Here is a 20,682-nt window from a genome sequence, read left to right as displayed (position 1 = left end):
CCAGGCGCCCCGCCCCCGTCAGCCGCCGCCGGAGCGCGTCCGGATGGACTTTGCGGCTTTCGCAGGTACTCTTACGATCGCAAGATTCGGTGAAGAGATAAGTCATGGCGCGCCTCCAGGCTATGCAGGTATTTGTCCGGGTCGCCGAAAGCGGTGGTTTTGCCGAAGCCGCGCGTCAATTGAATATGAGCCCGCCCGCCGTCACCAGAGCTGTCGCTCTGCTGGAAGAGGGCTTGGGCGTCAGACTGTTTACGCGCACGACACGCGTGGTGCGGTTGACGGATGTTGGCCAACGCTACTTTGACGACTGCCAGAAAATCCTCGCCTATGTCGAGGAAGCCGGCGCGACGGCGTCGGGCGCCTATACCGAGCCCAAGGGCAGTCTGACGATCACGGCGTCGGTGCTGTTTGGGCAGATGTATATCATGCCCATTCTGCAAGAATATCTGGACCAGAATCTGCAGGTCGTCGGCAAGTCGCTGTTTCTCGACCGCCCTACGAACCTCGTCGAGGAGGGTATCGACGTGGCCGTTCGGATCGGACATCTCAGCGACTCTGGTCTGTCGGCGATCCGCGTCGGCCAGGTGCGCCGGGTGATCTGCGGCTCACCCTCGTATTTCGAACAACACGGGGCGCCAAGCATCCCCCACGATCTCGTCAACCACCGGATCATCGCGGCGACCAGCGCCTGGACCAACCTTGAATGGCGGTTCGGTCGTGAACGGAAGACCTCGGTCGTCGTGGAACCCAGACTGTTCTGCAACAGCAACCAGGCCGTGATCGATGCGGCGCGCGACGGCTGGGGCCTGACACGCGTTCTCTCCTATCAAATTGGCGAGGAGCTGCGCGAAGGGACACTGCAGATCGTTCTGGCCGACTACGAAGAAGAGCCCCTGCCCATCCACGTCGTCCACCCCGAGGGTCGGCGCGCCTCGGCCAAGGTTCGCGCCTTTGTCGATCTCGCGGTCGAGCGCCTGCGCGCCAACCGCTTGTTGAACTAGCCGAGCCCGTCGGCGGCGGCCGGAGGCGCGTTCAGCCCCGGGCGAGCACCGTCTTAGCGACAACCGCGCGATAGGCCCCCCTATCCCACTCGGCCGCGCGGGGCAGACGCGCAACCTCGCGACCCTGGCGATCTATCAGCACCGAGAATGGCAGCCCCAACGCCCCATACCCGTCGGTGAGCGCGCTGTCTTTGGCCAGGTAGGGCTTCAGGTGCGCAAAGCGCTCTCCCCAGAATTCGTCGACTGCGGGCCAGCCCCGTCCGTCGAACGATACCGGGAGCACTGTCAGATCGCCGGCGAACGCGCCCGCCAGACGATCCAGGCTCGGCATCTCGATCCGGCACGGCCCGCACCAGGTAGCCCACAGGTTGACCAGCACCACGCGCCCGCGAAAATCGGAGATCCGTTGCTCCCGTCCCCGGCGATCGGTGAAGGCCCCGGCCACTGCGGCGCGCCCCGAGAACCCGTATACCAAAGGAGGGGCGCCCAGGCCGTCCCGGCCGGCCTGGGCCCAGGCCGAACCCGCGCCCGCACCCGCCGCCAGGCCAAGGCTCAGAACGGCGCGACGACTGACGGGCGCCGGGCTCATCGGATAAACCGCTGACGCAGAAGATGGTCGACCGAGATCGCCCCGGGCCCCCAGGCCAGAATGGCGACGGCCATCGCAAACCATCCAAGGTGCACGCCCACGAACGCATCGGGATAGACAAACAGCTGGATCACCAGGGTCATACCGATGACCCCGACGGCCGACAAACGGGTCGCCAGGCCGACAAAGAGGCTGAGGGCGAAGGCGTGCTCGGCGTAAGTGGCGGCATAGGCCGCAAGATCGGGATTGAGAAGCGGGACGCGATACTCTTCGGCGAAGAGATATTTAGTGCCGTCCGACACCGTCATAACGCCTTCGACCTTGGTTCGCGCGGAGGTCCAGAACACCCCCGCGAGCCCCCAGCGAAGCAAAATCTGCGTCAAGCTGTTGGGCGTCCGATCGAGGATGGAAACCAGCCGCAGATAGGTCCGCGAAACGAGCGTTTCGCCTGAGTTTGTCAACTTGTGCATGTGTGTGACTTTCATTTGGAAATCGACAGGGCTTGCAGGTCGAGCAAGCGACGAAAAGCATGAGCTGCGGCCGGCGCTGCATCGGGCCCAAGGGCCTCCAGCGCCGAGATCAGAGGGGATGCTTGGCGAAACACGTCCGCGACGACGGCCTCGGCCACGTCGAGGGCGGAGGCGCTGACATTATGCGCCTGGCGGGTGATCAGGCCCGTCTCTGATCGCCAGTCGACGCCCTCCAGAGTCTCACCAGACTTGTGCGCGCGCCAGATCGATACGATCGGATAGGCTGACCTGACCACGCGGGTGGAGGTTCGCCACTTCAGCCGGCTCTCCAATCCGATCGTCGCCAAATCGCTCGGCGGATCATCGGCGTCATCGGCGGCGTAGAACGCCTGTACGAGGCCATATTCCAGCTCGGCGACATCAGCGAGATAGGGGACCGCGGCGGCCGGGGCGAAAGCGCGGACAAAATCGGAAAAGGTCGCGCCATAGTCCCTCAGGTAGCGCGAGGTGGGCGGTGTGGCCTCGACATACTCCAGGGCCATGGCGGCAAAAAAATCGGGCCCGACCAACTGCTCGACGGTCGGGAAGCTCTGCGTCAGCGCACGGGCAAGACCTTGCCGATAGTTGTTGCGATAAATTTCAAAAGCCGGACCCGCCTCCGGCGCGGAAAGGCCGCCGGACAGCACGGCTTGTGCGATGCGCGCGACCTCACCCACGGCGCGCTCCGATCGCGCCCATCAGCCGGCGGGCGTGGCGCAGCTCGGCCAGGAGTTCATCGAGGGCGGGGACGTCGTTGTCCCGCTCGATCAGGGTGGGCAACCGTCCGGTCCGCGCCAGGAGGTCGGCATAGAGTTCCCACACCGGATCAGCGACCGGCGCGCCGTGACTGTCGAGCAGCTTGCGCCCCTCGCGTTGGAGCGTAACGGACTCATGTCCGGCAAGATGAACTTCGCCGATCCGATCAACAGGAAAGTCCTGCAAGTAACGCGCGGCGGAAAAGCCCAAGTTTTGCGCTGAGATGTAGACGTTGTTGACGTCGAGCAGGAGCCGACACCCCGTGCGCTCGGCAAGGCGGTGCAGAAATTCCGTCTCCTCGAGTTCGCCGCCCGCCAGAGGATAGTAGCGGGCAGGATTTTCCAGGAGGATCGCCCGCCCGATGAGGTCCTGAACGGCTTTGACGTGGTCGCAGACCCGATCGAGTGCGGCCCGACTGTAGGCGATCGGGAGAAGGTCGTTGAAATAGATTCCCTCGTGCGCTGACCAGGCCAGATGCTCGGAGACGGCTGCGGGCCGAACGCGCTCCACCAAAGCCCTCAAAGCCTCCAGGTGGGCGCGATCGGGCGGGTCCATGCCGCCAAGCGACAGCGCCACGCCGTGGAGGGAGATCGGATAGATATCCGCCAGCCGCTCCAGCAACTCCAGCGCCGCGCCGCCGGCGTTCATGTAGTTCTCCGCGTGAACCTCAAGGAAGCCGACATCCGCGCATCCCGCCAGCAACTGGGCGGCGTGCTCTCTTCGAAGCCCCAGGCCCACGGCGACGGGCAGCTCGCCGCCGCCCGTCGCGCGCCCTGGCGCCGCGGCCTGGATCTGGTCCAGGGGTTCTTGAGGCGCGGAAGACAAGACCTAGGCCTTGGGCTTGGGCTTGGCAGTGAAGGCGGCGAGTTGGCCAAAGCCCGTCGACGAAGTCGGCGACTTCATCGTCGTGCAGGTGCCCTTGGGAACGAGCGTCCACGCATTGCTCTGATAGTCGACCTTGGAGGTCCCGGCGCAGGAAGTTCCCGGCCCAGCGGCGCAGTCATTGTGGCCTGCCACCGAAATGCCGAAGCACTTCTCGCGGGCCGGGCGCTCGGCGGCGTCAGCGACCATGGGGGTGAGAGCGACGGCAAGCAGGCCGGCCAGGAAGGCAGAACGGTTAATTGTCATTACTAAGTCTCCTTCAATTGAATCAGCATTTGCGCGTTCGGCCCAAGGCCTTCGCGGTGGCGCAGAAGCCATTGAGAAAGGTCTTGCCGCCTGGGCCGGACGTCCCGCCGAAAAATGGGGATCAAACCACGGGTCGTCCGTTTGCCGTTCGCGCATAAACGTTCGGTTGTACAACCTGCCCGCAGTGTCTCCACTGCAAGGCTCGCTGTTCAATCCTCTGCATTTGACGAGCCCGGATCGCCGCAAGATATCTTGCCGTCCCCCGCCTCTCGTCCAACAATACCCTTCTCATCTGGCCTCTGCGCCGAGACGGAAGATAGGTCGCAGCCCCCAAGGCGATAACGTGCTCACAAAGACAGGATCTGTTTCACGTCGCGCAACGGTGGCCAAAGCCTGCGGCGCCCAACGGACCCCGACCCGTGCTAGCGACGCCTCCACACCTGCAGGAATCCGATCACCCGTCGGCCGCCTTGGTCGCGAAGTCGCGCCATTCGACAGTCGACGACGTCAAACCGCCCCATCGACAGCTGGGTGAGGTAGGCCAGGCTGTGGCTGAAGCGTCCAAATCCGAGCCACGCCCAGTCGTCCTCGCCTCGCTCGACGCTAAAGGCAAAGTATCCGCCCGGCGCCAGGACGCGATGGACATCCGCAAAAAGGCTGTCGAGCGCGCCAAAACGGTTGAAGACGCCGGCGGCGACCACGAGATCAAAGCGGGTCCGACACCGAAAGCAAAACTCTGAAATGTCGTCGTGAACCAGCGTGTCGTAGACAGCGCTCGCCCTTGCGGCCGTCAGCATCGCGCCTGAGATGTCCACACCCGTCGCCCGCGCGACCTTGTCGCCCAGGGCCGCGGCCATCAGGCCCTCGCCACAGCCCAGATCGAGCATCCGCGCCGAGGCGCAGTCGCAGAGCATGTCGGCGAGATGCCGCGGGATATCGTATTCGAAGTCGTCGACCATCTTGGCGTCGAGATCTTTGGCCAGGCCATCAACCGTGGCCGGCGGCTCATCCGCCGGCGCGCGGTCTGGGTCATGCGAGGCCGGCAGGCCGATCCTGGGGTGGCCAATAGCCCCTCCAACAACGGCCGCCGCTTGGCGACGCCCGACGTGCGCCGGACGACGGCAGGCTTGATGGAGAACCCGGATCATCACGGCTCGGGCGTCGCCGACCCAGGCCAGACACGCCTGCGCCTGAGTTTTGGCCGGTCCCTTGACCGCGTCGCCCAAAAGCCTGGCCGGCGGTGGATCATCCGCTTGATGGGCCTGGGCCAGCGCCTGCCTGGCCTCGCCGACCCGGCCGATGCTGAGAAGCGCCAGGCCAAGCCCCGACCATGCCGCGCTCGCGCTCGGATCTATCCGCAGCGCCTCACGAAACGCGGCGACGGCGCCATCGGCGTCCCCCACCGCATTGGCCTGGAGGCCTTTCTCAAGCCACTGATGGAAACTCGCCGCCATCGCTCCACACCGCAAGCCTGCCACGAACGGCGGGTCCGCGAGGCGGCGCGCTCGCGGCCAAGCGTTCAAAACCGCTCGCAGGCTGCGGCCCCGGGCGCGTTCCAGCCATCCCGGATTTTGAAATAGTGTGTTCCGGATTAACGCTGCTCTGGCCGATGCCTGTTCCTGACAATACTGCTTCGGCAGGCGCTGGCTTAGCGGCCACCGCTACAGACAACCTGCTCACTACAGCCTTGCAGTTGGCGCGCCGATTTTCATGTCGGTTGTGCGCCATAGACAAAGCAGCGCCCCCTTCCGGGTCGCCCAGCGCGGTCCGGCAAGTTTCAGGGGCGTCCTAACGCGGAAGGTGAACTGTGACGCGCGACCAACTGACCGAAAAGATATTGGACATCAAACGCCAGCGTGGACTGACATGGGGTGAGATCTATGCTTTCGCCCTGCCGCTCTCTCCCGTTTTGACTGTGGGCGCGCTGCTGGGGCAGATGCGACTGGCGCCGCGGGCGGCCGCCGAGGTCGGCCAGTTCCTCGGGCTCAACGCCGAGGAGATCAAGATGCTTGGCGAAATCCCAAACCGCGGGACGCCGATGCCGCCCAGCGATCCATTGCTCTATCGGTTCTATGAGCTTTTGATGGTCAACGGTCCTGCCTGGAAGGCGCTGATCGAGGAGGAGTTTGGCGACGGCATCATGTCGGCCATTGATTTCAACCTCGATCTGGGCCGCGAGATTGACCCCAAGGGCGATCGGGTCCGCATCACGATGAGCGGCAAGTTTCTGGCCTTCAAATACTACGAGTGTGATCGCGACGCTGCGTTCGCCGTGTCGAACGAGTAGGAAATCGTCGTGGCGCAGCCGTTGCAGAAGGTCCGGGGTGGGGTCGCAGGGTCCAACCTTCCGGAAGACCGTGTCGCCGAGTGGCGAGGCTTGCTCGGGCGCCTTACAAACCAGGGCGCGCGCCTGAGGTTCTTCCCGCATCGCGCTGTCATGTTCCTGGCCCTGGCCGGCGCGCGCGAGGGCGCGGCGCGGTCCAGCCTTATCGATCGCGCAGAGGCGACGCTCGACGACTTTGACGCGCTGGTCAGGGGCTTCACCACGGACCCCAGCGTCTTTGGCATCGAGCAAACGCTTTTCGCTCACCTCTCCCAGTTTCTCACGCCCCACGCCTCGGTCTTTGACGAGACCGCAGGTCGCTTTTCCAGGGAGTGCGCTCAGGTCGTGCACGCCATGCGCATGGGCGTGGGCGACGATGAGGCGCTGTTTACGCTATCGGAGTTTGTGGCCGTAACGCTGCTTGAGCGGATGAACGCCCTCGTCGAGCAATTCACCGTGGAGCTTTCTCGTGTATCGGAGGAGGGCAATGCACGGCTGACAGGTTGGCTGTCGGACTTGGATCGGCTCAATAATTCCGTCTACATGATTTCAGTCAACGCGGCGATTCAGGCCGCGCGCTCGGGCGAGTCCGGGCGCGGCTTCGCGGTGATCGCCAACGAGGTCAATACCGTGAGCGGGCAGGTCAAGAGCATCACCTCTACGATCCGCCGCAATCTGTTTGGCGGCTAGCGCGGGTCATGGCCTGGTGCGGCTCCACGCAGACAGGCATAGGCCTCGACGAGATCGTCGAGGCTAAAGGCGCGATTGCGCCCACTGGGGTTGGGCAGCACCCAGGTCGCGGCGCCTGAAAACGTCTCCTGCTGGGGGCCCCACGCGAGCGAGCGTTCACCGCGTATGGCGCCATAGGCCGCCTTGCCCAGGAAGGCCACGCATCGCGGCCTGAGCCGCCGCACCTGGTCGGCCAGGGCCTGGCCGGCCCGCGCGAACTCCTCGCGCGCCACCGCTTGCGCGCCTGCGGTCGGTCGATCAACGACACAGGTCAGACCCAATCGGTATCGGAGGATCTCACGGTCCTGCTCTGGCGTCAGGCGCGTCGGCGTGAGCCCGGAAAGGTGCAAGACCTCCCAGAAACGGTTGCCGCGCCCGGCGAAATGCCGGCCCGTCGCGGCCGCTACGAGACCGGGATTGAGCCCGCAGAACAGGATTTTGAGATCCGGGCCGACGATGTCGGGCAAGGGCTTTGGCATCAACGCACCGGTATGGGCGAAAAGCGGCTGTCGTCGCCCGCCCCTTGCATGACCAGCGGATCGCTGATCGCAGACGGTTTGCGCCCTGGCCGGGCGGGTGGCCGATAGCCGGCTATCACCGCGGAGAAACCGAGTCCCGGGGATCGTAAGCCTCCTCCTTGAACGCCGCTGCGTACCGGGCAAGCCCCCCCATCGTCGTCCAGACCGGATCGTGAGCACCGCATGAAGCGCCCCTTACCTGCCGGCGAGCGGCGGGCGCCAAGTGGCCAAAGGGGATCGCCGAAGCTTGAGCCACCGCTAGACTGCGGTCGCCATCGCAGCGCCGCCGATCGTTCTCAACAACAGGCTGGCGTCGATCGGCTTTGCAAGAAAGGCATGGAAGCCAAGATCGGAGTAGTGCTCCATGTCTCCATCCAGGACATCAGCGCTGAGCGCGATGATCGGCGGAGCCCCCCAGCCGCCGGGCGGCTCCTGGTGAATGATGCGCGTCGCGGTGATCCCGTCCATGATCGGCATGCGCAGGTCCATCAGGCATACGTCAAACGGCTGAGCGCGCATCATCTCCAGGGCGACCGCGCCGTTGTCTGCGACCGCGCAGACATGACCGGCGCTTTCCAGGATCGTCTTGATCAAGCGTTGCAGCATCGGATTGTCCTCAACGATCAACACCTCAAGCGGTTCGTTTTCAACCCGGACGAGCGGTTGAAGCTGAGCGATCTTTACCCGACAGGTTTCTACCGGAATTTCGAACCAGAAGCGCGCGCCGCCCTCGGGCCGGTTTTCCGCAGCGATCTCGCCGTTCATGGCCTTGATCAGGTGGGCGCTGATCGCCAGCCCCAGTCCGGCGCCGTCGTGCAGGCGCGTGGCGGAGTTGTCGACCTGTTCGAAGGGATCAAAGATCCGCTCGGCCAACTCGGCGGGAAAGCCTGGACCGGAGTCGATCACGTCGATGCGAAGCCGGCCTCCGTCTCTTGGGCCGAGCCAGGCAGCCTCAACACGCACCTCGCCAACCTCGGTGAACTTCAAGGCATTGCCAACCAGATTGACGACAATCTGCCGAAGGCGATCAGCGTCGGCGACAATGACCTCGGGCACGCCCTTTGCCAATCGAAGCGACAACGCAACGCCCTTCTTGGCGGCGATTGGCGAGAGCAGCCGGATTGTCGCAGCAAGAAAATCGGCGGGATTGACCGGGGCCGGACGAATAACGGGATTGGCCTCGGCCTTCGCCAGGCTCAGGACGTCGTTGACGATTGCGTGCAATGCGCGGGCCGCCTCCAGCAGGGAGGCGACGTAGTCCTGTTGCTTTAGATCCAATGGCGTCTGAGCCAGTAGCTCGGTAAGACCGATCACGCCAGTCAATGGCGTTCTCAGTTCGTGGCTCATCGTCGCCAGGAACCGTCCCTTGGCGCGCGCTGCGGATTCGCAGCGTTGCTGCGCCTCGGCAAGATCGGCCAAGGCTTGCTGGTGGGCGGTGACATCAAAGCGGATGGCCAGGTAGGCAACAGGCTCGCCTGCCGCATCCAGCTGCGGCGTGATGGTGGTGTCGAGCCAGTAGAGGCTGCCGCTTTTGCGGCGGCAGCACACCGTACCGCTCCATGTGCCGCCTGCGACAATTGCCTCGTACATGTCCGGGAAGAATTCGGGTGGGTAGCGGTCAGGGCTGAAAATGTTATGTTTGGCGCCGATGATCTCGCTGCGAGTATAACCGCTAACTTCGCAGAACTTGTCATTGCATTCGATGATGTTGCCGTTCAGGTCTGTGCGGACAACAATAGCAGCTTTGTCGCAAGCGCGAGCGAAAAGACCCCCAGTTGCGGCATGAAGCTGCGGAACCATTTCGCTAGAATTCTCCGGGTGAATTTCCATCGTTGCGGGCTCCAAGTCCAGGGTGGCCAGGGGTTTGGGGGTAAAACGAGTGCAAGCCACCCTGCGTCCAGAACCTCCGCGGGATTAGATGCCGATTTCGCAAATCATTGTTTCAGGTTTGCCTGTCGCATCGCGGCCGCGACGTAGCCCTTGCGGCGGCCCGTGGGTCTTGGGCATCCCTCAGACCGGGCCGTATCCGCCTAAACCGCGCCTGACCGCGCCCTTAGCTGCGACGAGACGAAGGATGATCGCGACAAGAGGAAGGCGTGCAGCCGCGACCAATAGTTTTCGGAAACCGCTGCGCGAACCGTCGCATCCACCGACAACCGTGATCGCCAGGCCTTGAGGTTCTTGAGTCCCTCATCAAGCTGCAGGCCAAGCTGCGCTTCGAAGAAATCCACGTAGCGAAACAACGGCGCAAACGCAGCGTCGACTAGGCTGAATCGAGAGCCGCCAAACCACGGCCCTTGGACAACTCTGTCCACTTGAGCCAAACGCGCTCTTATCGCGACAGCCTTGGCCAGAAAGGACCGTTTGGTCGTGGCCGAGTAAAGGCCTGCGATTTCGGATAGCGTTCCCGAGGCGAACTCGATCCAGGCCCGCTGCTGCGCACGGACAATATCGTCCGTCTCGAGCAGAGCGCCTCCCCCCAGATCATTGAGATATTCAGCGATCGGCGCGCTCTCGAAAAGAACGTGCCTTTCGCCCTGCGCAAGCTCGATCCTTAGAATGGGAACCTTGCCCGTCGGCGAGATCGCCAGGAACCAGGCCGGCTTGGCGTCAAGGTCGATATTGACTCGCTTAACCGGCAAGCCAAGCCGGCTGGCGGCGATCGACGCGCGTTGGGCGTAAGGACAAAGCGGATGACTGACCAGAGTTAGCTTGTTCATTCAAATCCCGTTCGTCGTCATAGCCGCCTTGTCCCGAGCCTTCAGCCCGATCACCCTGGCCCGCTCGGCCGCCCCCGACCAGGACGCCAGGCCAAGACCAAGCCGAGCGCCCAGCCCTCGACCGCAAGACGTCAGCGTGTGTTTGCGGCGGTAGCGCCCCGCCCGTTTCGCGGCCAGACGCGATTTTGAAATAGTGTTTTCCAAGCTTAGCGCCTTCAGCGCCGCACGCCGCGACCCGAGGATGGGCGCGGGTCGCCCTGCTTGGGGCGTCACGGACCAATCCTGGTCTCTTGGCCAGGCGGACCGCGATTTGCGCCGTGTTGGTTCTGGTCCAGGAAGGCCGTCGATTGGCGCGCTTTCGATCGGCGCTCGCCGAAACATCTTTCTGCCCCCGATCGCCCCTGCGCCGCGACGTCAGTTTGCTCGCGGTCCAAGCGCGCGAGGCGACTAAAGGACCAAATTACGTGAAAACTCCGATGACCCGCTCGCTGCAGTTTAGACTGGCGCTGGCGGTGGCGGCGTTGCTGCTGGCCACCGGGCTCGGCATCACCATGGCCGGTTGGGCCGTCATCCGCAGTGATGGTCAGCGGGTGGCGGAGGCGCAAGCCCATGCGCTTCTCGACGGATACTCGGAGCGGATCGCCAAAGATATCGGCATTGCCGTCGCCCATGCCCACGCGGGCGCGGGCGCCGTCGAGGCCCTTAGCGCTTCGGTGGACGCCACCGATCGTGGCGAAATTGGTCGAACGGTCGAGCACCTCCTGCGTGAGAGGCCCGATTTCATCGGGATGGCCGTGGCGTTCGAGCCCGGCGCTCTGGACGGCCGCGATGCGGCGTTCCGTTCCAGCGCCCTGGCCGACGGATCCGGGCGATATGTCCCCTACTTCTTCTGGACGCCAGAGCGCACGATCGGTGTGGACAAGCTCCTCATGACCGCCGAGGGCGGGATTGAGGCCTGGTACGATCGACCGATGGCCAAGGACGGCGATATCGTCACCCCGCCTTACATCTACCCCGTCAACGGCGTGGATGTGCCCATGACCTCGGCGGTATCGGTTGTCCATCGCTCGGGTCGGGCGATCGGCGTTGTGACGACCGACGTCTCGCTCGCGGCGATGGTGGAGCGCACCGGCCGGTTGGCGCCGTTTGGGAAGGGCCGCGTGATGATCCTTGGCGGCGAAGATCGCTGGGTCGCCCATAGCGAAAAGCGACTGCTGGCTCAGGTCACGCAGGACAAAACCTTGCTGAAGCTATCGTCTGACGCGCGCGGCTCCGGGTTTGCGGTGCAGTATCGCAATGGCGCGCTTTGGGCGGCCTTGCCGGTGCGGCCGCCTGGCGTGAATGACGTTTGGACCGTGATCCTCAGTGCGCCGATGACCGCGGTCATGGCTGGCGCAGATCGCGCCCTAGGGATGATGCTGGCGGCCGGTCTCGCCTTCGTTTCTCTGGGTCTGGTTCTGATCTGGGTGGTTTCGCGGCGTATCGTTGCGCCCGTTGAGCATATGACCGCCTATGTGGAACGGCTGGCGCGCGGCGACTATCAGTCCGACACGCCCTACGTCGCGCGCGCGGACGAAATCGGCGCCATGGCGCGCTCGATGCAGGTTTTTCGCAACGCCATGGTGGAGCACCGGCAGGTCCTGCTGAACGAGGAAGACGGGCGACGCGAAGCGGAGTCTGAGCGTCAGACCCGCGATGGCGAGGCCCAGCGTGAAACCGCTGAGCGCCGTGCTGTCATGGCTGCGCTCGCAGAGGGACTGGCCAAGCTCTCTGGCGGCAACCTGTCATGGCGTATCACGCGCGCCTTCCCGCCGAGCTTCGAGATCCTGCGTTCGGACTTCAACATCGCCGTCGCGGGCCTCGAGCACACTGTGCGCGAGCTGGCCCAGGCGGCCAGCGCGGTGCACGGGGGGGCCTCGGAGATCGCGGTGGCGGCCGACGATCTTGCGCAACAGAGCGAACGACAAGCCGCCAGCTTGGAGGAAACCGCCGCAGCCCTCAACCAGGTTACCGCCACGGTACGGGAATCGGCCGCCACGGCGCGGCGCGCGCGCGAGGCGGTGACCGACAGCCGCGCCGCAGCCGAGGGCGCCCAGACCATCGTCGGTGACGCCATCGCCGCCATGCTTGAAATCGAAGGGTCTTCTCAGGAAATCCGTCAGATCGTCGCGGTCATCAATGCGATCGCGTTCCAGACAAATCTCCTGGCGCTGAACGCCGGGGTCGAGGCCGCCCGCGCCGGAGAAGCCGGGCGAGGTTTTGCTGTGGTCGCCCAAGAAGTTCGCGCCTTGGCCCAGCGCTCGGCGGCGGCTTCGGGAGAAATCGGCGCCTTGATCGCCAATGCCGAAGACCATGTCGGTCGCGGCGTGGGACTGATTCATCGCGCCGGCGAGGCCCTCAGAGACGTCACGGACAGGGCCGCGAGCATCGATGGCCTGATTGTCTCCATCGCGGCGGCCGCCCAGGACCAGTCCGCCAGCTTGTCAGAGGTCAACTGCGCCGTGGATCTGATGGATCAGAACACGCAGCGCAATGCGGCCATGGTCGATCAGACCAATTTGGCGGGACGACAACTGGCGTTGGAAGCCGAGCGGCTCACGAGCCTTGTCGGGAAGTTCAAGTGCGGCCAGGGCGCGGTCGCCGCCGGGGGCGGCGAGAGGGTGGCCTGATCGACGCGGCCAACCGATGGGCGCAGCCGGCAGGGCCGATGCTTCCCGGGGGGGGCTCGCAGCCGTCGATGGAAGGGGCATGGCCAGGAAAGTTGACGGGATTTGCCGGCGAAAACCCGAACGAGCTTGTCCCGCGGGAGGCGGCTTTATTGCACTCGCCGGAATTGGGCCTTCCGGATTTCGAACGTTCAGCGGCGCGCAGCCGGGCGCCATCTTGGGGGGGCAAGATTTCAACCGAGGACACAACAATGCAATTTTATCGCTTCCCGCTTTCGGGCCACTCGCATCGCGTCGAACTGTTCCTGTCGCTTCTCGGCGTCACGGCGGATGTCGTCGAAGTCGATCTGCGCAAGGGCGCCCACAAGCAAGCCGACTTCCTGGCGCTCAACTCCCTGGGTCAAGTCCCCGTGCTGAAGGACGGCGACGTGGTCGTGGCCGACTCGAACGCGATCCTCGTCTATCTGGCCAAGAAGTTCACCCGGACCGACTGGTTGCCCGAGGATGCGGCGACGGCGGCCAGGGTGCAGCGCTGGCTGTCGATCGCTTCGGGCCAAATCGCCTCGGGTCCAGCCGCCGCGCGGTTGATCACCGTTTTCGGCGCCGGCCTCAACGCGACCGAAGTCATCGCTCGCGCCCACGCCATCCTGCAGGTCATGGATGCTGAGCTGGCCAGTTCGGCGTTCCTGGCCGGCGACAAGCCCACGATCGCCGACGTGGCGGCCTATACCTATGTGGCCCACGCGCCGGAAGGCAACGTGGCCCTCGACAGCTACAAGAACGTCGCGGCCTGGCTGTCGCGCGTCGAAGCCCTGCCCGGTTTCGTTCCGATGCAGAGCACGGCGGTCGGGTTGGTGAAATGATCGCCCGACTCCGTCGGCGCCTGCTGGGCCTTTTCAGCGGCTTTCACGGCGGCGGCGCTCTGGCGCCGATGACGGGAGAGGAGTTCGAGGCGCTTCGCCTTGAGTGCTTGGCGACCGGTACGCCTTGCTGATCTAAGCTCGGGGCCGGCGTGTCCGTGAAGCCTTTGGAGTAGACTATCGTGACCCATGCTGATCTGACCCGCTGGCCCCATGCGCGCTCCCCCTTTCACGAGGGGGAGCAAGCCTTGCAGGAGCGATTGGGCGTGCGCACGCGGATCGAGGCGACCGGCCGAAAGATCATCCGCGGGCTGATGCCCGAGCAACACCGGTTATTCTTTGGGCAGCTGCCTTTCCTTGTTCTGGGCGCACGCGACGCGGCAGGCCAGCCTTGGGCGACGATCCTCGATGGTCCCCCAGGCTTTGCGCGATCCCCAGCCCCGACCGAGCTGAACATCGCGTCCGGGTTTCAGCCAGGCGACCCCGTCGCAGACGGTGTGGCCCTGGGCCAGGCCGTGGGGGTTCTGGGCATCGAACTACATACCCGGCGGCGCAACCGGATGAACGGACGCGTCGCCTCGCGGGACGGCGATGGATTTACCATTTCCGTGGACCAGAGCTTCGGCAACTGTCCGCAATATATCCAAGGCCGCCAGTTTGAGCGGGTGGACCGCGCGCCGACGGGCGATCGCGCGACGGCCCTGCGCAGCGCCGGCCTGTCGCCAGAGGCCGCGCCCTGGGTGGCGGGCGCCGACACTCTCTTCATCGCCTCTGCGCATGCCGACCCGAGCGCGCAAGACCCGGTCAATGGCGTAGATGTCTCTCATCGCGGCGGTAAGCCGGGCTTCGTGCGGGTTCAGGGCGATGTCCTGACCATCCCGGACTTTCTGGGGAATTTCCTGTTCAACACCCTGGGCAACATCCTGGTGGAGCCGCGGGTGGGCCTCGTCTTCCCCGATTTCGAAACCGGCGATCTTTGGCATCTGTCGGCGACGGCGACGATCATCTGGGACGGGCCCGAGGTGGAGGGGTTTGCGGGCGCCGAGCGGCTCTTGCAATTCAAGGTCACCGAGACGGTCAAGGTTCCAGCCAGCCTGTCGATCCGGGCGGTCGGAGACGTCGACGTGTCGCCCTATCTGGACAAGACCGGATCCTGGGAGGACTCGGGATCGGGCGCGTGGGGCAAGAGCGAATTTCGCCCGTTCCGGGTGGTGCGCGTCGAGCAAGAGACCGAAACGGTTCGTTCGGTAACCTTCGAGCCCCTGGCCGGCGGTGGCGTTCCCATCCACAAGGCGGGTCAGCATATCTTCGTGCGCATGCCGGTGGACGGCGCGCCGGAAATGCGACCCTACACGGTCTCGGACGCCGCCAACGGCTCAAGCTATCGCATCAGCGTCAAGCGACAGGGGCGGTTCTCGTCGGCGGTCCACGATCTTGTGGAAGGCGCCGTAGTGGAGCTTCTCCCGCCCCGCGGCGGTTTCGTTTTCGACGAAGCCGCGCCGCGCCCCGCGGTCTTACTGTCGGCCGGGGTTGGCATCACACCGATGATCGCGATGATCAATCGCATCTTCGTCAATAACGGCCGCAGCCGTTCCCAGCAGCGGGTGTGGTTCTTCCACGGCGCGCGAAACAGCCTCGATCATGCCTTCCGCGCCCACATGGCCGACAAGTGCGCCAAGCACTCCAATCTGAAGGTGGTCACCGCCTACAACGAGCCCTTGCCGCAGGATGCGCTGGGCCGCAGTTCGCTGGTCAGGGGCTGGGTGGACCTGGCCCTGCTCAAGGCCACCCTGCCCTTCGATGACTACGAATTCTATCTCTGCGGTCCGCCGCCGTTCATGAGCGCCCTGTCGGACGGCCTGCTGGGCCTGGGCGTCCGCCCCGAGCGCATTCACGCCGAGACCTTTGGCCCCGCCGCCATCAAGCCGGCGGCGGCCAAACCAGGCCCCGGGCCCGATGGCGCCAAACCGGCGTCGGCAGCCGTGTTGGGTGATGACGCCGAGGCCGTGACGGTGGAGTTCCGCGCCAGCGGCAAACGCGCGATCTGGCGCCCAGGAGACGGCACACTGCTTGATCTGGCCGAGCGCGAAGGGCTAGCACCCCTGCACAGCTGCCGCTCGGGGTCGTGCGGCGCCTGCGCCGTAAAGCTGATCGCGGGCGATGTCGCCTATGCGAACGACACGACGGCCCCAATCGACGCAGGCGAGGTTTTGATCTGCAGCGCCCAGCCGGCGCGGGGCGACGGGACCACGCAATCTTCGGAGGTTATTGTGGACGTGTAGGTCGCGATCGGCAGGGGTGCGCTCGCGCCCGTGGGCTGGCGGCTTTGGCCGCGCGGGGTCATGGGGTCAACAGGTTGCAACCCCGCGCCCCGCCTTGATCGCGCATTGCCGCCGCCTTCGACACCGATGCGCCCCACCCCGCATCGACGTTTGGTGATGCGGCAGCCAGGGCCGAACCGGCCCCGGCGGGCAAACATCTAGGCTCGCCCTGAGGCGTGCGCGTGGGGCCCCTCTCCGCGAGAACCGCGCCGCCCCCGACGACTTCACAGTCTTTGGCGCAAAAGAGAGATTGGAATGCGTGACGCCGAAAGACAGATCCCGGTCCGCTATTCGGCGAGCCCTTTTACGGCGCTGGCTGGCGTCCTCGTGGCCAAGGGCTTCTGTTCGCGCCAGGACATCGCACCGGCCTGAATGTGATTATGAGCGCTGAGACCGAGCCGACGGAGAAAAGTCTTCTCGAAATCACGATTTCCGCCCTGATCGGGGCGCCTCACGGCGCCGCAAGCGACGAGACCGGCCCCCTTCCCCCTTCCAGCCGATCCGTGGGGGGCTGAAGTAGAGCCGCGCCGGCCCCTGAAGGCAGGGCCTGGCGTCTTCCTCGATCTGGCTCTGAGCCCTGAGCGCTCCACCGCGCGAAAGGCACCATTGCGTAATGGTGGGATGGCGTCAGCAAGGCGCGCGCCCGAAAGTCACCTCACAGTCACGCTCGGCTGTGGTCGGCGGCGCGAGCCGCGAGCGATCGCGTTGGGCCACCGCACTGGCAATGGCCGCACTGGAAACGGTCAACAGCGACGTTTTGGGGGTTGAGCATGGGTAAACGGGTCTTGCTGCTGCTGGCCGATGGCTTTGAGCCGCTTGAGGCGGCCGGCTTCACCGACGTCCTCGGCTGGGCCAATATCGATGGCGAGGAGCCGATCGAACTGGTTTCAGCCGGTCTTCGTCCGATGCTCCGGGCCACGTTCGGGTTTTCCGTGGTCCCCGACCGGCTGGTCAGGGAACTTGATCTGGACACCTTCGACGCGCTCGCCGTCCCTGGCGGGTTCGAGGGCGCCGGCTTCTACCACGACGCGCTTTCGAGCGATTTTTCCAAAGTGATCAACAGGTTCAACGCGGCGGGAAAGCCCGTCGCGTCGGTCTGCGTCGCGGCGCTCGCGCTTGGCGCGGCGGGGATACTGCAAGGTCGGCGCGCGACGACCTACCACCAGGTCGGCGGCCGACGAAAGGCGCAGCTGCAAAGCCAGGGCGCCACGTTCGTTGATCAGCCGCTGGTCATCGACGGTGGGTTGATCACCTCGACCGGTCCGGGAACGGCGATCGAGGTCGCGTTTGCGCTGCTGGAGATCCTGACGTCACGACCGAACGTCGACCATATTCGGCAGCTCATGCGAATGCCCGCCCCGCCGGCGCTTTGGTACGCCACGCCGCAGGTCGCGACTCAATCCCTGGAAGCTTCCACACAGATCGAACGTTCGCAGGCCCGTAATGACTGACCACAACTTCGATCTCTTCGTCATCGGAGCCGGCTCGGGCGGGGTGCGCGCGGCGCGATTGGCTGCCCTGAGCGGCGCCAAGGTCGCGGTGGCCGAAGCCTACCGGGCTGGCGGCGCCTGCGTGGTTCGCGGCTGCATACCCAAGAAGTTCATGGTCTACGCCAGCGAGGTCACCAGCCAGCTGAAGACCGCCAAGGGCTACGGCTGGACCGTCGGCGAGGCCAGCTTCGACTGGAAGGCCTTCCTGCGTGAGAAGGACGTCGAGATCGCCCGCCTGTCGGGCCTCTATGTCACCAACCTGCAGAAGGCCGGCGCCAAGCTGCTGCATGGCCGCGCCCAGATTACCGGCGCCCACACGGTTGAAGTGGCGCCCACAGACGGCGGCGGCGGCGACGCGGGGACCTATACGGCCCGAAAGATCCTTGTGGCCACTGGCGGCCGCCCGGTGCGTCCCAGGTTCCCGGGCGCGGAGTTGGGCGTGACCTCGGACGAGGCGTTCCACTTGCCCACGCTGCCAAGGCGCGTGCTCGTGGTCGGCGGCGGTTACATCGCCGTCGAATTTGCCGGGATCTTCAACGGCCTGGGTGTCGAGACGACGCTGCTCTATCGCGGCGCAAACATCCTGCGAGGCTTCGACGACGATGTTCGCGTGCATCTGGCCGACGAACTGGAAAAGCGGGGAATCAAGGTTGTCCTGGGCGCCTCTCACAGGCGCATCGAAAAGATCGGCGAAGGCGGCCTGCTCAGCACCTTGGACAACGACCTGACCTTCGAGACCGACGCGGTGATGTTCGCCACCGGTAGGGAGCCTTACGTTCAGGGTCTGGGCCTGGAGACGGTCGGCGTAAGGCTGAACGACAAGGGCGCGATCGCGGTCGACGAGCAGTCGAGGACCAATGTCGACAGCATCTGGGCCGTTGGCGACGTCACCGATCGGATTAACCTGACGCCGGTGGCGATCCGTCAGGGCGCGGCCTTCGCCCAGACTGAATTTTACAACAACCCGACCATCTTCGATCACGACACCGTCGCCTCGGCAGTCTTCTCGCAGCCGCCGGTTGGCGCGGTGGGCATGACCGAGGCCGAGGCCCGTCACGCGTTCGGCAAGGTCGACATCTATCGCTCCGTTTTCCGGCCGATGAAGGCCACCTTCTACGGCGGTCAGGAGCGGTGTCTCGTCAAGCTGGTGATCCGGCAAGACGATGACAGGGTCGTCGGCGTCCATGTGATCGGCCCTGACGCCCCCGAGATCATCCAGATGGCCGCCATCGCGGTGAAGATGGGCGTGACCAAGTCTCAGTGGGATTCCACCTGCGCGGTCCATCCGACCCTGGCCGAGGAATTGGTCACGATGCGCGACAAGTTCGTCCCCCTCAACGTGGAAGGCGGATCCTAACCAGGGTCCGCCGCGACGGTCCGATCGCGCGGTTCTGGCGGTCATCGCCCGTCGCCCGTCGCCCGTCGCCCGTCGCCGCCATCGCGGAGCCTCTCGCTCGCGGGCGACGGCCCGCAGACCCATCGGCGTAACCTCTGATAAAAGGACGGCTCATGGCCGACACCACTAGCCTGCAGGAGCGTCCGCTGACGCTCGACGACCTGACCGCCTATTTCGCCTCGGGCTCCAAGCCCAAGGAGGCCTTCCGGGTCGGCGCCGAACACGAGAAGTTCGGCTTCTATCTCGGCAGCCATGCGCCCGTGCCCTATGAGGGCGACAAGGGCATCCACGCCCTGCTGACCGGCCTGCAGCGCTTTGGCTGGAAGCCCGTGATGGAAGGTCCGACGATCATCGGGCTGGAGCGCAACGGCGCCAATGTCAGCCTGGAGCCCGGCGGCCAGTTCGAGCTCAGCGGCGCGCCGCTGCTGACCATGCACGACATCTGCGAGGAGACCGGCCAGCACCTCGACGAGGTCAAGACCGTCGCCGACGAGCTGGGTCTGGGCTTCATGGGTCTGGGCTTCTCGCCGGTGTGGAAGCGCGAAGAGGTGCCGGTGATGCCCAAGGGGCGTTACGTCATCATGCGCAACTACATGCCCAAGGTCGGCGGCCTGGGCCTCGACATGATGCTGCGCACCTGCACGGTGCAGGCCAATCTCGACTTCTCATCCGAAGCCGACATGGTCGCCAAGTTCCGCATGAGCCTGGCCCTGCAACCGATCGTCACGGCCCTGTTTGCCAATTCTCCGTTCACGGAAGGCAAGCCCAACGGCTTCCTGTCGAGCCGGGCCAATGTCTGGACCGACACCGACGCCGACCGCACCGGCCTGCTGGACTTCGTGTTCGAAGACGGTTTCGATTTCGAGCGCTACGCCCGCTACGCCCTGGACGTGCCGATGTATTTCGCCAAGCGCGGCGACCGTTACATCGACCTGGCCGGCCGCAATTTCCGCGACTTCATCGACGGCAAGATCGATGAGCTTCCCGGCGAGCGCGCCTCGATCAAGGACTGGGCCGACCACACCACGACCCTGTTCCCGGAAGTCCGCCTGAAGACCTATCTGGAAATGCGCGGCGCCGACGCCGGCCCGTGGAGCAGCCTCTGCGCCCTGCCGGCCCTGTGGACCGGCGTCTTCTATGACGACGCCGCCCTGGCCGCCGCCTGGGACCTCTGCAAGGACTGGACGGCTGAGGAGCGCGCCCAGCTGCGCCGCGACGTGCCGGTTCTGGGTCTGCAGGCGCCGATCGCCGGGCGCACCGCCCAGGATGTGGCCAAGGACTTCGTCGCCATCGCCAAGTCGGGCCTGAAGGGCCGGGCCCACATGAACGGCGGGTTCCTGGACGAGACGATCTATATGGGCGAACTCGAAGAGATCGCCGACAGCGGCCGCACGCGGGCCGACAAGCTGCTGGAGCTCTATCACGGTGCGTGGAAGGGCGACATCAGCCGGGTATTCACCGACTGCGCCTATTCTGAATAATAGTTGTTGATACGAGCCCTCAATATCCAATTCAAATACAACAATAAATCTAACATTCGTGGACTGTATTTAAAGATGTCGGCAATATTATCCTATCAGTGCCCAAAAAGCCCTAGATCACTGAAATTGCAACCGCTTCCTGGGCTCCGCGTCGTCGCTGCGACATGCCTCTTTTTTCTTTTTGGGACGCCGTCC

18 protein-coding genes are annotated in these 20,682 nt (G+C 64.9%); 9 read left to right on the top strand and 9 right to left on the bottom strand.

Translation table 11 applies throughout. From position 1 onward, the window contains the following. Positions 1–104 precede the first annotated feature (104 nt). On the top strand, positions 105–1,001 hold the full coding sequence (locus tag ACW176_RS14410; RefSeq protein ID WP_492109617.1) for a LysR family transcriptional regulator: 897 nt from the start codon (positions 105–107) through the stop codon (positions 999–1,001). A gap of 31 nt (positions 1,002–1,032) precedes the next feature. Here the strand turns inward: ACW176_RS14410 and ACW176_RS14405 are convergent, their stop codons facing one another. The 6 genes from ACW176_RS14405 to ACW176_RS14380 all read right to left on the bottom strand — a co-directional run bounded on the left by ACW176_RS14405 (position 1,033) and on the right by ACW176_RS14380 (position 5,437). Beyond that, entirely contained in the window at positions 1,033–1,590 is a 558-nt protein-coding gene (locus ACW176_RS14405; RefSeq protein WP_492109616.1) for a TlpA family protein disulfide reductase, read from the bottom strand. Then, positions 1,587–2,060, bottom strand: a complete 474-nt coding sequence (locus ACW176_RS14400) for a DoxX family protein (protein ID WP_419320561.1) — start codon at positions 2,058–2,060, stop codon at positions 1,587–1,589. The genes ACW176_RS14405 and ACW176_RS14400 overlap by 4 nt, the downstream gene beginning before the upstream one ends. Positions 2,061–2,071: 11 nt before the next feature. After that, the gene (locus ACW176_RS14395) at positions 2,072–2,776 is read right to left on the bottom strand and encodes an HvfC/BufC family peptide modification chaperone (RefSeq protein WP_492109615.1); all 705 of its coding nucleotides are present in this window, start codon (positions 2,774–2,776) and stop codon (positions 2,072–2,074) included. After that, positions 2,769–3,605: an MNIO family bufferin maturase gene (gene bufB / locus ACW176_RS14390; RefSeq protein ID WP_492111936.1), complete on the bottom strand. Its 837-nt coding sequence runs from the start codon at positions 3,603–3,605 to the stop codon at positions 2,769–2,771. The genes ACW176_RS14395 and bufB overlap by 8 nt, the downstream gene beginning before the upstream one ends. Before the next feature lie 78 nt (positions 3,606–3,683). Continuing rightward, positions 3,684–3,983: a BufA1 family periplasmic bufferin-type metallophore gene (locus ACW176_RS14385; protein ID WP_419320558.1), complete on the bottom strand. Its 300-nt coding sequence runs from the start codon at positions 3,981–3,983 to the stop codon at positions 3,684–3,686. A gap of 422 nt (positions 3,984–4,405) precedes the next feature. Then, positions 4,406–5,437: a class I SAM-dependent DNA methyltransferase gene (locus ACW176_RS14380; RefSeq protein WP_492109614.1), complete on the bottom strand. Its 1,032-nt coding sequence runs from the start codon at positions 5,435–5,437 to the stop codon at positions 4,406–4,408. A gap of 353 nt (positions 5,438–5,790) precedes the next feature. On the opposite strand from ACW176_RS14380, the gene cynS reads away from it, so the two are divergent. Further along, on the top strand, positions 5,791–6,270 hold the full coding sequence (gene cynS, locus ACW176_RS14375; protein WP_419320556.1) for a cyanase: 480 nt from the start codon (positions 5,791–5,793) through the stop codon (positions 6,268–6,270). 9 nt (positions 6,271–6,279) lie between these two features. Further along, positions 6,280–6,996 (top strand): methyl-accepting chemotaxis protein, encoded by a 717-nt coding sequence (locus tag ACW176_RS14370; RefSeq protein ID WP_492109613.1) that lies wholly within the window; start codon positions 6,280–6,282, stop codon positions 6,994–6,996. Here the strand turns inward: ACW176_RS14370 and mug are convergent. The 3 genes from mug to ACW176_RS14355 form a co-directional block, all read right to left on the bottom strand. Beyond that, positions 6,993–7,502 (bottom strand): G/U mismatch-specific DNA glycosylase, encoded by a 510-nt coding sequence (mug, locus tag ACW176_RS14365; protein WP_419320554.1) that lies wholly within the window; start codon positions 7,500–7,502, stop codon positions 6,993–6,995. The two genes, ACW176_RS14370 and mug, sit on opposite strands and share 4 nt — an antisense overlap. 309 nt (positions 7,503–7,811) lie before the next feature. Next, complete coding sequence (locus tag ACW176_RS14360) at positions 7,812–9,383, bottom strand: PAS domain-containing hybrid sensor histidine kinase/response regulator (protein ID WP_492109612.1); 1,572 nt, start codon at positions 9,381–9,383, stop codon at positions 7,812–7,814. A gap of 200 nt (positions 9,384–9,583) precedes the next feature. Continuing rightward, positions 9,584–10,273 carry a glutathione S-transferase family protein gene (locus tag ACW176_RS14355; RefSeq protein ID WP_492109611.1) on the bottom strand — a complete coding sequence of 230 codons (690 nt, stop codon included), beginning with the start codon at positions 10,271–10,273 and terminating at the stop codon, positions 9,584–9,586. A gap of 476 nt (positions 10,274–10,749) precedes the next feature. On the opposite strand from ACW176_RS14355, the gene ACW176_RS14350 reads away from it, so the two are divergent. The 6 genes from ACW176_RS14350 to ACW176_RS14325 all read left to right on the top strand — a co-directional run bounded on the left by ACW176_RS14350 (position 10,750) and on the right by ACW176_RS14325 (position 20,487). Then, complete coding sequence (locus ACW176_RS14350) at positions 10,750–12,942, top strand: methyl-accepting chemotaxis protein (protein ID WP_492109610.1); 2,193 nt, start codon at positions 10,750–10,752, stop codon at positions 12,940–12,942. A 248-nt stretch (positions 12,943–13,190) separates the two neighbouring features. Next, positions 13,191–13,802: a glutathione S-transferase family protein gene (locus ACW176_RS14345; protein WP_492109609.1), complete on the top strand. Its 612-nt coding sequence runs from the start codon at positions 13,191–13,193 to the stop codon at positions 13,800–13,802. A gap of 245 nt (positions 13,803–14,047) precedes the next feature. Then, on the top strand, positions 14,048–16,081 hold the full coding sequence (locus ACW176_RS14340; RefSeq protein ID WP_492109608.1) for a 2Fe-2S iron-sulfur cluster-binding protein: 2,034 nt from the start codon (positions 14,048–14,050) through the stop codon (positions 16,079–16,081). 824 nt (positions 16,082–16,905) lie between these two features. Next, positions 16,906–17,571, top strand: coding sequence for a DJ-1/PfpI family protein (locus ACW176_RS14335; protein WP_492109607.1), 666 nt, complete (start codon positions 16,906–16,908; stop codon positions 17,569–17,571). Beyond that, entirely contained in the window at positions 17,564–18,967 is a 1,404-nt protein-coding gene (gene gor, locus ACW176_RS14330) for a glutathione-disulfide reductase (protein WP_492109606.1), read from the top strand. Before ACW176_RS14335 ends, gor begins: the two co-directional genes overlap by 8 nt. A gap of 152 nt (positions 18,968–19,119) precedes the next feature. Beyond that, positions 19,120–20,487, top strand: coding sequence for a glutamate--cysteine ligase (locus tag ACW176_RS14325; protein WP_492109605.1), 1,368 nt, complete (start codon positions 19,120–19,122; stop codon positions 20,485–20,487). The last annotated feature ends 195 nt before the right edge of the window (positions 20,488–20,682 follow it).

Source organism: Caulobacter sp. FV1ye13L, assembly GCF_058681155.1.
The sequence above is the reverse complement of the archived record's forward strand: the minus strand, read 5'-3'. Positions and strand labels throughout refer to the sequence as shown.